General features: G+C 68.8%; 14 protein-coding genes and 2 tRNA genes. 14 read left to right on the top strand and 2 right to left on the bottom strand.

Annotation, left to right across the window (positions count from 1 at the left end; all coding sequences use genetic code 11):
• Positions 1–35 precede the first annotated feature (35 nt).
• The 5 genes from A4V12_RS15805 to A4V12_RS15785 all read left to right on the top strand — a co-directional run bounded on the left by A4V12_RS15805 (position 36) and on the right by A4V12_RS15785 (position 2,629).
• Positions 36–108: transfer RNA gene (locus tag A4V12_RS15805), tRNA-Met, on the top strand.
• Positions 109–196: 88 nt separating this feature from the next.
• Positions 197–361: a 50S ribosomal protein L33 gene (gene rpmG, locus A4V12_RS15800; protein WP_003948671.1), complete on the top strand. Its 165-nt coding sequence runs from the start codon at positions 197–199 to the stop codon at positions 359–361.
• Positions 362–444: 83 nt separating this feature from the next.
• Positions 445–900, top strand: a complete 456-nt coding sequence (locus A4V12_RS15795; RefSeq protein WP_064069973.1) for a MaoC family dehydratase N-terminal domain-containing protein — start codon at positions 445–447, stop codon at positions 898–900.
• Between the two features lie 4 nt (positions 901–904).
• Positions 905–1,333, top strand: a complete 429-nt coding sequence (locus tag A4V12_RS15790) for a MaoC family dehydratase (protein WP_064069972.1) — start codon at positions 905–907, stop codon at positions 1,331–1,333.
• 240 nt (positions 1,334–1,573) lie between these two features.
• Complete coding sequence (locus tag A4V12_RS15785) at positions 1,574–2,629, top strand: UDP-N-acetylmuramate dehydrogenase (RefSeq protein ID WP_064069971.1); 1,056 nt, start codon at positions 1,574–1,576, stop codon at positions 2,627–2,629.
• Positions 2,630–2,683: 54 nt separating this feature from the next.
• Here the strand turns inward: A4V12_RS15785 and A4V12_RS15780 are convergent, their stop codons facing one another.
• Positions 2,684–3,715 (bottom strand): adenosine deaminase, encoded by a 1,032-nt coding sequence (locus A4V12_RS15780; RefSeq protein ID WP_079137065.1) that lies wholly within the window; start codon positions 3,713–3,715, stop codon positions 2,684–2,686.
• Positions 3,716–3,828: 113 nt separating this feature from the next.
• The gene (locus A4V12_RS15775; protein WP_064069969.1) at positions 3,829–5,055 is read right to left on the bottom strand and encodes a pyridoxal phosphate-dependent aminotransferase; all 1,227 of its coding nucleotides are present in this window, start codon (positions 5,053–5,055) and stop codon (positions 3,829–3,831) included.
• Positions 5,056–5,249: 194 nt separating this feature from the next.
• Between A4V12_RS15775 and A4V12_RS15770 the strand changes: the two genes are divergently transcribed.
• The 9 genes from A4V12_RS15770 to rpoB all read left to right on the top strand — a co-directional run bounded on the left by A4V12_RS15770 (position 5,250) and on the right by rpoB (position 14,760).
• A tRNA-Trp gene (locus A4V12_RS15770) sits at positions 5,250–5,322 on the top strand.
• A 102-nt stretch (positions 5,323–5,424) separates the two neighbouring features.
• On the top strand, positions 5,425–5,712 hold the full coding sequence (gene secE / locus A4V12_RS15765) for a preprotein translocase subunit SecE (protein WP_064069968.1): 288 nt from the start codon (positions 5,425–5,427) through the stop codon (positions 5,710–5,712).
• A 77-nt stretch (positions 5,713–5,789) separates the two neighbouring features.
• Positions 5,790–6,674 (top strand): transcription termination/antitermination protein NusG, encoded by an 885-nt coding sequence (gene nusG, locus A4V12_RS15760; protein WP_064069967.1) that lies wholly within the window; start codon positions 5,790–5,792, stop codon positions 6,672–6,674.
• Between the two features lie 160 nt (positions 6,675–6,834).
• Positions 6,835–7,269 (top strand): 50S ribosomal protein L11, encoded by a 435-nt coding sequence (gene rplK / locus A4V12_RS15755; RefSeq protein WP_064069966.1) that lies wholly within the window; start codon positions 6,835–6,837, stop codon positions 7,267–7,269.
• A gap of 80 nt (positions 7,270–7,349) precedes the next feature.
• Entirely contained in the window at positions 7,350–8,078 is a 729-nt protein-coding gene (rplA, locus tag A4V12_RS15750; RefSeq protein ID WP_064069965.1) for a 50S ribosomal protein L1, read from the top strand.
• A gap of 161 nt (positions 8,079–8,239) precedes the next feature.
• A complete protein-coding gene (locus tag A4V12_RS15745) occupies positions 8,240–9,193 on the top strand; it encodes a hypothetical protein (protein ID WP_350498011.1) in 954 nt (317 codons plus the stop codon).
• 512 nt (positions 9,194–9,705) lie between these two features.
• Positions 9,706–10,236: a 50S ribosomal protein L10 gene (rplJ, locus tag A4V12_RS15740; RefSeq protein ID WP_064069963.1), complete on the top strand. Its 531-nt coding sequence runs from the start codon at positions 9,706–9,708 to the stop codon at positions 10,234–10,236.
• Between the two features lie 114 nt (positions 10,237–10,350).
• Positions 10,351–10,737 carry a 50S ribosomal protein L7/L12 gene (gene rplL, locus A4V12_RS15735; RefSeq protein ID WP_064069962.1) on the top strand — a complete coding sequence of 129 codons (387 nt, stop codon included), beginning with the start codon at positions 10,351–10,353 and terminating at the stop codon, positions 10,735–10,737.
• 537 nt (positions 10,738–11,274) lie between these two features.
• Positions 11,275–14,760, top strand: a complete 3,486-nt coding sequence (rpoB, locus tag A4V12_RS15730) for a DNA-directed RNA polymerase subunit beta (protein ID WP_064069961.1) — start codon at positions 11,275–11,277, stop codon at positions 14,758–14,760.
• Positions 14,761–14,824 lie beyond the last annotated feature (64 nt).

Genomic DNA, 14,824 nt, shown 5'->3' with positions numbered 1-14,824 from the left:
TAGCCCTCACCTTCGGGTGAGGGACTCCGTATCAAAGCGGTGTAGCTCAGTCGGTAGAGCAAGCGGCTCATAATCGCTGTGTCACCGGTTCAAGTCCGGTCACCGCTACACACAGTAGCCGATTGTGGGGTCGGTCCTTCGATCGGCTACTCTTTTATGCGTTCATCCGTCCAACGTCCGTCCAAGGAGCACTCACGTGGCTGCCACCGACGTCCGCCCGAAGATCACGCTGGCCTGCGTGGAGTGCAAGGAGCGGAACTACATCACCAAGAAGAACCGGCGTAACAACCCGGACCGTCTTGAGATGAAGAAGCACTGCCCGCGCTGCAACGCGCACACCGCGCACCGCGAAACGCGCTGAATCAGGCTCGTACACGAGGCCGTCCCCGTCAGGGGGCGGCCTCGTGTCGTTTGTTCGAAGACACATCAGGAGGTAGCGAGTTCATGGCGCTCGATCAGTCCTTCGTGGGGCGGACCTACCCGCCCACCGCGCCGTACGAGGTAGGCCGGGAAAAGATCCGCGAATTCGCGGAGGCCGTCGGTGACGCGAATCCGGCGTACACCGACCCGGAGGCCGCCAAGGCCCTCGGCCACTCCGAGGTGATCGCGCCCCCCACCTTCGTGTTCGCCATCACGTTCAAGGCCGCGGGCGAGGTGATCCAGGACCCGCAGCTGGGCCTGGACTACAGCCGCGTGGTGCACGGCGACCAGAAGTTCGCCTACACCCGCCCCGTACGGGCGGGGGACCGGCTGACGGTCACCTCGACCATCGAGGCGATCAAGTCGCTCGCCGGGAACGACATCGTCGACATCCGCGGCGAGGTCCACGACGAGGCCGGTGAGCACGTGGTGACCGCGTGGACGAAGCTGGTCGCCCGCGCGGCGGCAGAGGAGGCGTGAGGCGATGACCGCGAAGATCACGTTCGACGAGGTCGAGGTCGGCACCGAGCTGCCGGCGCAGAGCTTCCCCGTGACGCGCGCCACGCTGGTGCAGTACGCGGGTGCCTCGGGGGACTTCAACCCGATCCACTGGAACGAGAAGTTCGCCAAGGAGGTCGGGCTGCCGGACGTCATCGCGCACGGCATGTTCACCATGGCCGAGGCGATCCGCGTGGTGACCGACTGGGCGGGCGACCCGGGAGCGGTCGTGGAGTACGGCGTGCGGTTCACCAAGCCGGTCGTCGTGCCGAACGACGGGACGGGCGCCCTGATCGAGGTCAGCGGCAAGGTCGCCGCCAAGCTGGACGACAACCGGGTGCGCGTGGACCTGACCGCCACGAGCGCCGGCCAGAAGGTGCTGGGCATGTCCCGCGCGGTCGTCCGGCTCGCCTGACGCCCGCCACACCGGGCACCGCGGCCGCCACCCGGCCCCGCGGTGCCCGGCCCCGGGCGGCGGACCGGGAGCCCCCGCCGGCCACGCCCGCCCTCGGGCACCCGCGCGTCGCCCCCGCCGGCCACGCCCGCCCTCCCCGGTACGCCCGCCCCCCGGTACGTGACCTTCGCCACGCGGTCCGCGGCCGGGGCGCCGCGGCCGGGCCCGGGCGGTGTCCGGGGCGCACCGTAGGCTTGGCGCGTGCAGGAACTCCATGACGCTCCCCTCGCCCCGCTGACCACCTTCCGGCTCGGCGGCCCCGCCGGCCGTCTCGTCACGGCCACGACCGACGACGAGGTCGTGGCCGCCGTGCGCGAGGCCGACCGGGCCGGGACGCCGCTGCTGGTCATCGGCGGCGGCTCGAACCTGGTGATCGGCGACAAGGGCTTCGACGGCACCGCCCTGCGCATCGCGACCCGGGGCTTCACCCTCGACGGCACCCGGCTGGAGCTCGCCGCCGGCGAGGTGTGGACGGACGCCGTGGCCCGCACGGTGGAGGCGGGGCTGGCCGGCATCGAGTGCCTGGCCGGCATCCCCGGCTCCGCGGGTGCCACGCCCATCCAGAACGTGGGGGCGTACGGCCAGGAGGTCTCGGCCACCATCACGGAGGTCGTCGCGTACGACCGGCGCGCCGACGAGACGGTCACCGTCCCGAACGCCGCGTGCGACTTCTCGTACCGCCACAGCCGCTTCAAGGCCGACCCCGACCGGTTCGTCGTGCTGCGGGTCCGGTTCGAGCTGGAGGACGCGCAGGGCCTGAGCGCGCCCATCAAGTACGCAGAGACCGCCCGCACCCTCGGCGTCGAGGCGGGTGACCGCGTCCCGGTCGCCACCGCGCGCGAGACGGTGCTCCGGCTGCGCGCGGGCAAGGGCATGGTCCTGGACCCGGAGGACCACGACACCTGGTCGGCCGGATCCTTCTTCACCAACCCGATCCTGGAGCAGGAGCAGTACGAGGCGTTCCTCGGCCGCGTCCGCGACCGGCTCGGCCCGGACGTCACCCCGCCCGCCTTCCCGGCCGGGGACGGCCGCGTGAAGACCTCGGCGGCCTGGCTCATCGACAAGGCGGGCTTCACCAAGGGCTATGGCACCGGGCCCGCCCGTATCTCCACCAAGCACACCCTCGCCCTCACCAACCGCGGCGGGGCCACCACCGAGGACCTGCTGGCGCTGGCCCGCGAGGTGGTCGCGGGCGTACGGGACGCCTTCGGCGTGACGCTGGTCAACGAGCCGGTGACGGTCGGCGTCTCCCTCTGAGCCCTCCGCAGGCCGTCCCGGGCGCCCCGGGACGGCCGCGCCCCGGGCCGCGCGTCACGCGACCGGGGCGACCGCCAGCCAGTCGTCGACGCCCGCCAGCAGCTTCGCCCTGACGTCCTCCGGGGCCGCCGAACCGCGCACCGACTGGCGGGCCAGCTCCGCCAGCTCCTCGTCGGTGAAGCCGTGGTGCGTGCGCGCGATCTCGTACTGCGCCGCCAGCCGCGACCCGAAGAGCAGCGGGTCGTCCGCACCCAGCGCCATCGGCACACCCGCCTCGAACAGCGTGCGCAGCGGCACGTCCTCGGGCTTCTCGTACACCCCCAGCGCCACGTTCGACGCCGGGCACACCTCGCACGTCACCCCCTTCTCGGCGAGCCTGCGCAGCAGCCGCGGGTCCTCCGCCGCCCGCACCCCGTGCCCGATGCGGGCCGCCCGCAGGTCGTCCAGGCAGTCCCGCACGGACGCCGGCCCGGTCAGCTCACCGCCGTGCGGCGCCGCCAGCAGGCCGCCCTCGCGGGCGATGGCGAAGGCGCGGTCGAACTCGCGCGCCATCCCGCGCCGCTCGTCGTTGGAGAGCCCGAACCCGACCACGCCCCGGTCGGCGTACCGCACGGCGAGGCGGGCCAGCGTGCGGGCGTCCAGCGGGTGCTTCATGCGGTTCGCCGCCACCAGCACCCGCATGCCCAGACCGGTGTCCCGCGAGGCGCTCTCGACCGCGTCCAGGATGATCTCCAGCGCCGGGATGAGCCCGCCCAGGCGCGGCGCGTAGGAGGTCGGGTCCACCTGGATCTCCAGCCACCCGGACCCGTCCCTGACGTCCTCCTCGGCCGCCTCGCGCACCAGCCGCACGATGTCCTCCGGCTCGCGCAGACAGGACCGGGCGAGGTCGTACAACCGCTGGAAGCGGAACCAGCCGCGCTCGTCGGTGGCCCGCAGCTGCGGCGGCTCACCGCCGGTCAGCGCCTCGGGGAGATGGACGCCGTACTTGTCGGCGAGCTCCAGCAGTGTCGCGGGCCGCATCGACCCGGTGAAGTGCAGGTGCAGATGGGCCTTGGGCAACAGCCGCAGATCTCGTACGTGCTCCATTCAGGGATCTTGCCAAAACACCCGCCCGCGCGGGAGCCCCTTTCCCCGATCGGGTGCCCCGGGGAACGGAAAAGCGGGCCCCCATCGGGAGCCCGCCCTCATGTCCGTACGCCTCAGTCGCGCGCTTCCGCCAGCAGCTTCTGCATCCGCGAGACGCCCTCGACCAGGTCCTCGTCGCCCAGCGCGTACGACAGCCGCAGGTAGCCGGGGGTGCCGAACGCCTCGCCCGGGACGACCGCCACCTCGGCCTCGTCCAGGATCAGTGCCGCCAGCTCGACGGAGGTCTGCGGGCGCTTGCCCCGGATCTCCTTGCCCAGCAGCCCCTTCACCGAGGGGTACGCGTAGAACGCGCCCTCCGGCGTCGGGCAGTAGACGCCCTCGATCTCGTTGAGCATCCGCACCATGGTCCGGCGGCGCCGGTCGAACGCGGTCCGCATCTCCGCCACCGCGTCCAGGCTGCCCGAGACCGCGGCCAGGGCGGCGACCTGAGCGACGTTCGACACGTTGGACGTGGCGTGCGACTGCAGGTTCGTGGCGGCCTTCACCACGTCCTTCGGGCCGACGATCCACCCCACGCGCCAGCCCGTCATGGCGTACGTCTTGGCCACGCCGTTGACGACGATGCACTTGTCGCGCAGCTCGGGCAGGAGCGCCGGCAGCGAGGTGAACTTCGCGTCGCCGTACACCAGGTGCTCGTAGATCTCGTCGGTGAGCACCCACAGGCCGTGCTCGACGGCCCAGCGGCCGATCGCCTCGGCGTCGCCCTCGCTGTAGACGGCGCCGGTCGGGTTGGACGGGGAGACGAAGAGGACGACCTTGGTCCGCTCCGTGCGGGCCGCCTCCAGCTGCTCCACGGACACCCGGTAGCCGGTGGTCTCGTCGGCGACGACCTCCACCGGGACACCGCCCGCCAGCCGGATGGACTCGGGGTACGTCGTCCAGTAGGGGGCCGGGACGATGACCTCGTCGCCCGGGTCCAGGATGGCGGCGAACGCCTCGTAGATCGCCTGCTTGCCGCCGTTGGTCACCAGGACCTGGGAGGCGTCGACCTCGTATCCCGAGTCCCGCAGCGTCTTCGCCGCGATGGCGGTCTTCAGCTCCGGCAGACCGCCTGCCGGGGTGTAGCGGTGGTACTTCGGGTTGCGGCAGGCCTCGATCGCGGCCTCGACGATGTATTCGGGCGTCGGGAAGTCGGGCTCACCCGCGCCGAAGCCGATCACCGGCCGCCCGGCGGCCTTGAGGGCCTTGGCCTTGGCGTCGACGGCGAGGGTCGCGGACTCGGAGATCGCGCCGATTCGGGCGGAGACCCGGCGCTCGGAGGGAGGGGTTGCAGCGCTCATGCGGCCCATCGTCCCAGACCCCGAAAGAGCGCGGCACACAGGTTTCACCGACCGGACACCGGGGGGCACGGCGGGTGCGCGGACCGTGTCAGGAGCTATCTGTTCGACGCGGCGCCGCTGACCACGTACACTCTCTGCTCGTTGGCCCTCACCGACCACATCCTCGGATGCGGTAGGTTGGGGGAGAACGACAAAGGGTCGTAGCTCAATTGGTAGAGCACCGGTCTCCAAAACCGGCGGTTGGGGGTTCAAGTCCCTCCGGCCCTGCTACACACACCGCCAGGTTGTGTGCGCAGGTATGTACTTCATTGCACCGCCGTGCGGCTCCACCCGGGCGCGGCACGGCCGACCCGGAATCAGGTGAGAGACGTGACGGATGCCGTAGGCTCCATCGACATGCCTGATGCCGAGGACGAAGCACAGGAGTCGAAGAAGAAGGGCCGCAAGGGCGGCAAGCGCGGTAAGAAGGGCCCGCTGGGCCGTCTCGCGCTCTTCTACCGCCAGATTGTCGCCGAGCTGCGCAAGGTCGTCTGGCCGACTCGCAGCCAGCTGACGACGTACACCACGGTCGTCATCGTCTTCGTCGTCATCATGATCGGTCTGGTGACCGTGATTGACCTCGGCTTCCAGGAAGCAGTCAAGTACGTCTTCGGCTGATTCCCGCGGAGGGCGCCCACCCCGGCGCCCCTTTTCGCATGTTCCACCCCATCTGTATCCAGGAAGAAGCAGCCACCGTGTCTGACCCGAACCTGAACGAGTCCGCCCAGGACGAGCTCGACGTCGTCGAGGCGGCCGACGAGGACCAGGCGGAAGCTGCGGACGCCGCTGTAGGCGAGGCCGCCGAGGAGGCCGCGCTCCACGTCGAGGACGAGGACGCGGACGAGGAGCTCGCCGAGGCGGACGAGACCGCCGAGGCCGACGAGACGGACGACGAGGACGAGACCGTCGAGGCCGGCGAGGAGACCGCCGACGCCGAGGCCGAGGAGGAGCCCGCGGCTCCGGTCGACCCGATCGCCGCGCTCCGCGACGAGCTGCGCGGCCTGCCCGGCGAGTGGTACGTCATCCACACCTACGCGGGCTACGAGAAGCGCGTGAAGGCCAACCTGGAGCAGCGCGCCGTCTCGCTCAACGTCGAGGACTTCATCTACCAGGCCGAGGTCCCCGAGGAAGAGATCGTCCAGATCAAGAACGGCGAGCGGAAGAACGTCCGGCAGAACAAGCTGCCCGGTTACGTCCTGGTCCGCATGGACCTGACGAACGAGTCCTGGGGCGTCGTCCGCAACACCCCCGGTGTCACCGGCTTCGTCGGCAACGCCTACGACCCGTACCCGCTGACCCTGGACGAGATCGTCAAGATGCTCGCCCCCGAGGCCGAGGAGAAGGCCGCCCGCGAGGCCGCCGAGGCCGAGGGCAAGCCGGCTCCGGCCCGCAAGGTCGAGGTCCAGGTGCTGGACTTCGAGGTGGGCGACTCGGTCACCGTCACCGACGGTCCGTTCGCGACGCTGCAGGCGACGATCAACGAGATCAACGCCGACTCGAAGAAGGTCAAGGGCCTCGTCGAGATCTTCGGTCGCGAGACCCCGGTCGAGCTCAGCTTCGACCAGATCCAGAAGAACTAACCAACACAGGTTTCCGAACAGGTCAGACCGGGTCTCGCGCCCGTTCTGACCTGCTCGGTTTTTGGCCGCGCATGGATACCCGTTATCGTTGTGCGGTATGCCTCCATCCGAATGACATCGGTTGGTGGCTGGAAACTCTCACTAGGACCCGGAGAGAGCAATGCCTCCCAAGAAGAAGAAGGTCACGGGGCTCATCAAGCTCCAGATCCAGGCCGGTGCGGCCAACCCGGCTCCGCCGGTCGGCCCCGCCCTGGGTCAGCACGGCGTCAACATCATGGAGTTCTGCAAGGCCTACAACGCCGCGACCGAGTCGCAGCGTGGCATGGTCGTGCCGGTGGAGATCACGGTCTACGAGGACCGTTCCTTCACCTTCATCACCAAGACTCCGCCGGCCGCCAAGCTGATCCTCAAGGCCGCTGGTGTGGACAAGGGCTCCGGCGAGCCGCACAAGACCAAGGTCGCCAAGCTCACGAGCGCCCAGGTCCGCGAGATCGCCTCGGTCAAGCTGCCCGACCTGAACGCCAACGACCTGGACGCCGCCGAGAAGATCATCGCCGGCACCGCCCGTTCGATGGGCATCACGGTCGAGGGCTGAGCAGCCCCCGTACGACCTGTGGGAGGGCCACGCGCTGGCCCGGACCACAACTCCACACCTGAACCACACCAGGAGAAGCAGTGAAGCGCAGCAAGGCACTCCGCGGCGCGGACGCCAAGATCGACCGGGAGCGCAACTACGCTCCCCTCGAGGCCGTCCGTCTCGCCAAGGACACCGCCGCCACCAAGTTCGACGGCACCGTCGAGGTCGCCTTCCGCCTGGGCGTTGACCCGCGCAAGGCCGACCAGATGGTCCGTGGCACCGTGAACCTTCCGCACGGCACCGGTAAGACCGCCCGGGTCCTGGTCTTCGCGACCGGTGACCGTGCTGCGGCCGCGGAAGCCGCGGGCGCCGACATCGTCGGCTCCGACGAACTGATCGACGAGATCTCCAAGGGCAACCGCCTGAACGAGTTCGACGCGGTCGTCGCCACCCCGGACCTCATGGGCAAGGTCGGCCGCCTGGGCCGTGTCCTCGGCCCGCGTGGTCTGATGCCGAACCCGAAGACCGGCACCGTCACCATGGATGTCGCGAAGGCTGTCAACGACATCAAGGGCGGCAAGATCGAGTTCCGCGTCGACAAGCACTCGAACCTGCACTTCATCATCGGCAAGGTTTCCTTCGACGAGACGAAGCTGGTCGAGAACTACGCGGCGGCGCTGGAGGAGATCCTCCGTCTGAAGCCGTCCGCCGCCAAGGGCCGCTACATCAAGAAGGCGACCCTCACCACCACGATGGGCCCCGGCATCCCGCTGGACGCCAACCGCACCCGCAACCTCCTCGTCGAGGAGGACCCGGCCGCCGTCTGACACTGACGGCAGCCGCGGGTCTCGTGTGCTGAAGCCGGCCCCCGCAGTTCTCCGGAACTGCGGGGGCCGACTTATTTCCCCCGCCGGTGTCAGAGGGGTGCGTTAGGGTCGTTTCCGTATGCACAGGGGAGAACACAGGGGTGGGGGACGTACGTATGTCCATGTCCGTTCGTAAGCGCGCGGGGATCGCGGCGGTCGCGGCGGCGGTGCTCGTCGGCGTCGTCGGCTGTCAGGACACCGACAAGGGGACCAAGAAGGCGACGGGCACGCCCGAGCTGCAGTCCCGGGACGCCGTGACCAAGGTCGTCCAGGCGGCGTACAAGAAGACGGCGGAGGCCAAGACCGCCAAGGTCCGTATGACGGTGACCATGTCCGGATCGGCCGAGGCCGCCGGCACCATGCAGATGTCCGGCGTCATGGGGTGGGACCCCACGCTCATGGACATGACCATGAAGATGCCCAAGGAGATGGCGGGCGCCGGGGCGGACGCCGACATGCCCGAGCAGATCCGTATGAAGTGGCTCGACGAAGCCATGTACATGGATCTGGGCGCCAAGGCCGCCAAGGAGATGGACGGCAAGCGCTGGATGAAGATGGACCTCGGCGCGATGGCCGCGGCGTCCGGCGACAAGCAGCTCCAGAAGCAGATGACCCGCGGCCTGGAGGACATGAACCAGTCCCCGGCCCAGCAGCTCGCCCTCCTGCTCGACTCGCCGAACCTCAAGCACGTCGGCAGCGAGAAGGTCGACGGCGTGGAGGCCCAGCACTACAAGGGCACCCTGACGTTCCAGGAGATGGTGAAGTCCAACAAGTCGCTCGACGTGCTCACCGAGAAGGAGCGCAAGGAGCTGGTGGCCCAGGCCGAGAAGTCGGGCATCAAGGGCTACGACACCGAGGTCTGGGTCGACGGGGACGGCTTCCCCGTGAAGATGGACCTCGGTATGACGATGCCGCAGGGCACCGTGAAGATCACCGCCAACTACTCCGACTACGGCGTCAAGGCCGCCGTGGTGGCGCCGCCGGCGGCGGAGACCTTCGACTTCATGAAGCTGATGGAGGACCTCGGCGCGGCCGGAGCCGGCCAGGGAACCGGCGGCGCGGAGAGCGGCATCTGAGGGCCGTGACCCCGTAGCCCGCGGCACCCGCCACCGGCCGCCGCCCGACCCGGACCACCGGGAGGGCGGCGGCCGGCGGCGTCCGGCCGGAGGGGCGCCGGCCTGCGAGGTTCCCCGGGGGGAGCGGAGCCGTGGGCGTGCGCCGGGTGCCGCCGCCGCCCCCGGCGGGGGCTGACGGGCCGCGCATTCCGGGCCTGCGCCCCATGCCCGGGGCGCTGTCCGGATCACCCGAGTGGGCCGATTTGCTTGACGTCGGTCCGGTCCCGTACTCTTCCACAGAAGCCAAAGACCGCTGGTCGTTGCTGCGCTCGTCAGAGTCGCGGCGGCCGAAGGATCCGCTAGCTGCGGACGACCCGCGCAGGTGACTGTGGATGTAACTCCCGGATGTCGCTCTTCACCGAGCGTTTTCGGTCGAGTCACGCCCCGTGCGCCTGCGCCGGGGCGTTTCGTTTTGCCCAGTCTCCTTCCTTCAGCCCACGCGGTCCGAATCACCCGGAAGGAGGCCGAGGCTCATGGCGAGGCCCGACAAGTCTGCTGCGGTTGCCGAGCTGACGGACAAGTTCCGCAGCTCGAACGCCGCCGTGCTGACCGAGTACCGCGGTCTCACCGTGGCACAGCTCAAGCAGCTGCGCCGTTCGCTCGGTGAGAACGCCCAGTACGCCGTGGTGAAGAACACGCTGACCAAGATTGCGGCCAACGAGGCCGGGATCACCTCGCTCGACGACCAGTTCGCTGGTCCGACGGCGGTTGCCTTCATCACCGGTGACCCGGTGACGTCGGCGAAGGGTCTTCGTGACTTCGCCAAGGAGAACCCCAACCTGATCATCAAGGGCGGTGTCCTTGACGGCAAGGCGCTGTCCGCCGATGAGATCAAGAAGCTTGCGGACCTCGAGTCCCGCGAGGTTCTGCTCGCCAAGCTGGCGGGCGCCATGAAGGGCAAGCAGTCCCAGGCTGCCGCGCTCTTCCAGGCGCTTCCCTCGAAGCTCGTCCGCACCGTGGACGCGCTCCGTGCCAAGCAGGCCGAGCAGGGCGGTGCCGAGTAATTCGGCTCGCGCATTGATCGTGGCCTCCTAGGGGCGACGGTCGCAGCGGGCCCAACGTACGCCCGCCTCACATGTACACCCGGCACCAGCCGAATTAGTGGAAGGACCGCCATCATGGCGAAGCTGTCTCAGGAAGACCTGCTCGCGCAGTTCGAGGAGATGACCCTCATCGAGCTCGCCGCGTTCGTTTCGGCGTTCGAGGAGAAGTTCGACGTCACCGCCGCCGCCCCGGTCGCCGTTGCCGCCGCCGGTGGCGCCGGTGCCGGTGCCGCCGAGGCCGTCGAGGAGAAGGACGAGTTCGACGTCATCCTCACCGGCGCCGGTGACAAGAAGATCCAGGTCATCAAGGTCGTGCGTGAGCTGACCTCCCTGGGCCTGAAGGAGGCCAAGGACCTCGTCGACGGCACCCCGAAGCCCGTCCTCGAGAAGGTCGCCAAGGACGCCGCCGAGAAGGCCGCCGAGTCCCTCAAGGCCGCCGGCGCCTCCGTCGAGGTCAAGTAACACCTCGCGAGTCTCCTGACTCGCTCAGCGCCCGTACAGGGCGCCTCGAAGGGCGATCACCCATCCGGGTGGTCGCCCTTCGGCGTTGCCGGAACGCCTGCCTTGCGCTGAGCCGGTCGCGGAGTATGGTGATCTTCGCCGTGCGCCTCACAGGGCCCCACTCGGCTGGGGGCCTTGACGAACCGCACGCCGCGCGCAATTCTCAGGACGCGCCGTCAACGATCCGGATCCGAGGCATGGATCGACGGCCGAACGGGCAGGATCGATGTGCGCCAACGGCGCGAGGTGCCGCGGAGTTGAGAACAACGAGGGTCGCGATTTACTCGCCCTGGACATCAGTGGGCCAAGTGGCTACACTGACCCTTTGCGCTGCCTGTTAGCTGCCCCCTGCCCGTCACCAGGGGCATACCCTCGCAAGAGCACAGTTGACCGAGCCTCCTGACCTGGCCTTTTGGCTGACATCAGGAAGTCTGTCTCCGTGTCCGGCGTGGGACCGGTACGCGCGTAGTGAGTCCGAGCCCTCGGAAGGACCCCCTCTTGGCCGCCTCGCGCAACGCCTCGACCGCGAATACGAACAACGGCGCAAGCACCGCCCCGCTGCGCATCTCCTTTGCAAAGATCAAGGAGCCCCTCGAGGTTCCGAACCTCCTCGCGCTGCAGACCGAGAGCTTTGACTGGCTGCTCGGCAACGCCGCGTGGAAGGCTCGTGTCGAGGCGGCTCTGGAGTCCGGACAGGACGTTCCCACCAAGTCCGGTCTGGAGGAGATCTTCGAGGAGATCTCGCCGATCGAGGACTTCTCCGGGTCGATGTCGCTGACTTTCCGCGACCACCGCTTCGAGCCCCCCAAGAACTCGATCGACGAGTGCAAGGAGCGCGACTTCACGTACGCCGCGCCGCTCTTCGTCACGGCCGAGTTCACCAACAACGAGACCGGCGAGATCAAGTCCCAGACGGTCTTCATGGGCGACTTCCCGCTCATGACCAACAAGGGCACCTTCGTCATCAACGGCACCGAGCGTGTCGTGGTGTCGCAGCTCGTCCGCTCGCCGGGTGTCTACTTCGACTCCTCCATCGACAAGACGTCCGACAAGGACATCTTCTCCGCCAAGATCATCCCGTCCCGGGGTGCCTGGCTGGAGATGGAGATCGACAAGCGCGACATGGTCGGTGTCCGCATCGACCGCAAGCGCAAGCAGTCCGTCACCGTCCTCCTCAAGGCGCTCGGCTGGACCACCGAGCAGATCCTTCAGGAGTTCGGCGAGTACGAGTCCATGCGCGCCACCCTGGAGAAGGACCACACCCAGGGCCAGGACGACGCGCTGCTCGACATCTACCGCAAGCTGCGCCCGGGCGAGCCGCCGACGCGCGAGGCCGCTCAGACGCTGCTCGAGAACCTCTACTTCAACCCCAAGCGCTACGACCTCGCCAAGGTCGGCCGCTACAAGGTGAACAAGAAGCTCGGCGCCGACGAGCCGCTGGACGCCGGTGTCCTCACCACCGACGACATCATCGCCACGATCAAGTACCTGGTGAAGCTCCACGCCGGCGAGACCGAGACGATCGGCGAGAACGGCACGCAGATCGTCGTCGAGACCGACGACATCGACCACTTCGGCAACCGTCGTCTGCGCAACGTCGGCGAGCTCATCCAGAACCAGGTCCGCACGGGTCTGGCTCGTATGGAGCGCGTCGTGCGCGAGCGCATGACGACCCAGGACGTCGAGGCGATCACGCCGCAGACCCTGATCAACATCCGGCCGGTCGTCGCCTCCATCAAGGAGTTCTTCGGCACCAGCCAGCTGTCGCAGTTCATGGACCAGAACAACCCGCTGTCGGGTCTCACCCACAAGCGCCGCCTGTCGGCCCTTGGCCCGGGTGGTCTCTCCCGTGAGCGGGCCGGCTTCGAGGTCCGTGACGTGCACCCGTCCCACTACGGCCGCATGTGCCCGATCGAGACGCCCGAAGGCCCGAACATCGGTCTGATCGGTTCGCTGGCCTCGTACGGCCGCGTCAACGCGTTCGGCTTCGTGGAGACCCCGTACCGCAAGGTCGTCGAGGGCCAGGTCACCGACGAGGTGGACTACCTGACCGCCGACGAGGAGGACCGCTTCGTCATCGCCCAGGCCAACGCGCCGCTGACCGACGAGCTCCGGTTCGCCGAGGCCCGCGTGCTGGTCCGCCGCCGTGGCGGCGAGGTCGACTACGTCGCGCCCGACGACGTGGACTACATGGACGTCTCGCCGCGCCAGATGGTGTCGGTCGCGACCGCCATGATCCCGTTCCTCGAGCACGACGACGCCAACCGTGCCCTCATGGGCGCGAACATGATGCGCCAGGCCGTTCCGCTCATCAAGGCGGAGGCGCCGCTGGTCGGCACCGGCATGGAGTACCGCTGTGCCACCGACGCCGGCGACGTCATCAAGGCCGAGAAGGACGGTGTCATCCAGGAGGTCTCGGCCGACTACGTCACCGTCGCCAACGACGACGGCACGTACACCACGTACCGCGTCGCCAAGTTCTCCCGCTCCAACCAGGGCACCTCGGTCAACCAGAAGGTCGTCGTCTCCGAGGGCGACCGCGTGATCGAGGGCCAGGTCCTCGCCGACGGCCCCGCCACCGAGAACGGTGAGATGGCGCTCGGCAAGAACCTGCTGGTCGCGTTCATGCCGTGGGAGGGTCACAACTACGAGGACGCGATCATCCTGTCGCAGCGCCTCGTGCAGGACGACGTCCTCTCCTCGATCCACATCGAGGAGCACGAGGTCGACGCCCGTGACACCAAGCTCGGCCCGGAGGAGATCACCCGGGACATCCCGAACGTCTCCGAGGAGGTCCTCGCCGACCTCGACGAGCGCGGCATCATCCGTATCGGTGCCGAGGTCGTCGCCGGCGACATCCTCGTCGGCAAGGTCACGCCCAAGGGCGAGACCGAGCTGACCCCGGAGGAGCGCCTGCTCCGCGCGATCTTCGGCGAGAAGGCCCGTGAGGTCCGCGACACCTCGCTGAAGGTGCCGCACGGCGAGACCGGCAAGGTCATCGGCGTGCGCGTCTTCGACCGCGAGGAGGGCGACGAGCTTCCCCCCGGTGTGAACCAGCTGGTGCGCGTCTACGTCGCGCAGAAGCGCAAGATCACCGACGGTGACAAGCTCGCCGGCCGTCACGGCAACAAGGGCGTCATCTCCAAGATCCTGCCGATCGAGGACATGCCGTTCCTGGAGGACGGCACCCCGGTCGACATCATCCTCAACCCGCTGGGTGTCCCGTCCCGAATGAACCCGGGACAGGTCCTGGAGATCCACCTCGGCTGGCTCGCCAGCCGCGGCTGGGACGTCTCGGGCCTCGCGGAGGAGTGGGCGCAGCGCCTCCAGGCCATCGGCGCCGACAAGGTGGAGCCCGGTACCAACGTCGCCACCCCCGTCTTCGACGGTGCGCGTGAGGACGAGCTGGCCGGCCTGCTCCAGCACACCATCCCGAACCGCGACGGCGACCGCATGGTCCTCCCGACCGGTAAGGCGCGCCTGTTCGACGGCCGCTCCGGCGAGCCGTTCCCGGACCCGATCTCGGTCGGGTACATGTACATCCTCAAGCTGCACCACCTGGTCGACGACAAGCTGCACGCGCGGTCGACCGGTCCGTACTCGATGATCACCCAGCAGCCGCTGGGTGGTAAGGCTCAGTTCGGTGGCCAGCGCTTCGGTGAGATGGAGGTGTGGGCGCTGGAGGCTTACGGCGCCGCGTACGCCCTCCAGGAGCTGCTGACCATCAAGTCCGACGACGTCACCGGCCGCGTGAAGGTCTACGAGGCCATCGTCAAGGGCGAGAACATCCCCGAGCCCGGCATCCCCGAGTCCTTCAAGGTGCTCATCAAGGAGATGCAGTCCCTGTGCCTCAACGTGGAGGTGCTGTCCTCGGACGGCATGTCCATCGAGATGCGCGACACCGACGAGGACGTCTTCCGCGCTGCGGAAGAGCTCGGTATCGACCTGTCCCGGCGCGAGCCGAGCAGCGTCGAAGAGGTCTGACGGGTCTGGCCGGGGCCTCCTCGTGAGGCCCCGGCCCTGCCCCGGACCCGTACAGACCATGATT

Origin of the sequence: Streptomyces noursei (genome assembly GCF_001646665.1) — a bacterium.
Classification (GTDB): Bacteria; Actinomycetota; Actinomycetes; order Streptomycetales; family Streptomycetaceae; genus Streptomyces; species Streptomyces lavendulocolor.
This window is presented reverse-complemented; position numbering and strand designations above follow the sequence as displayed.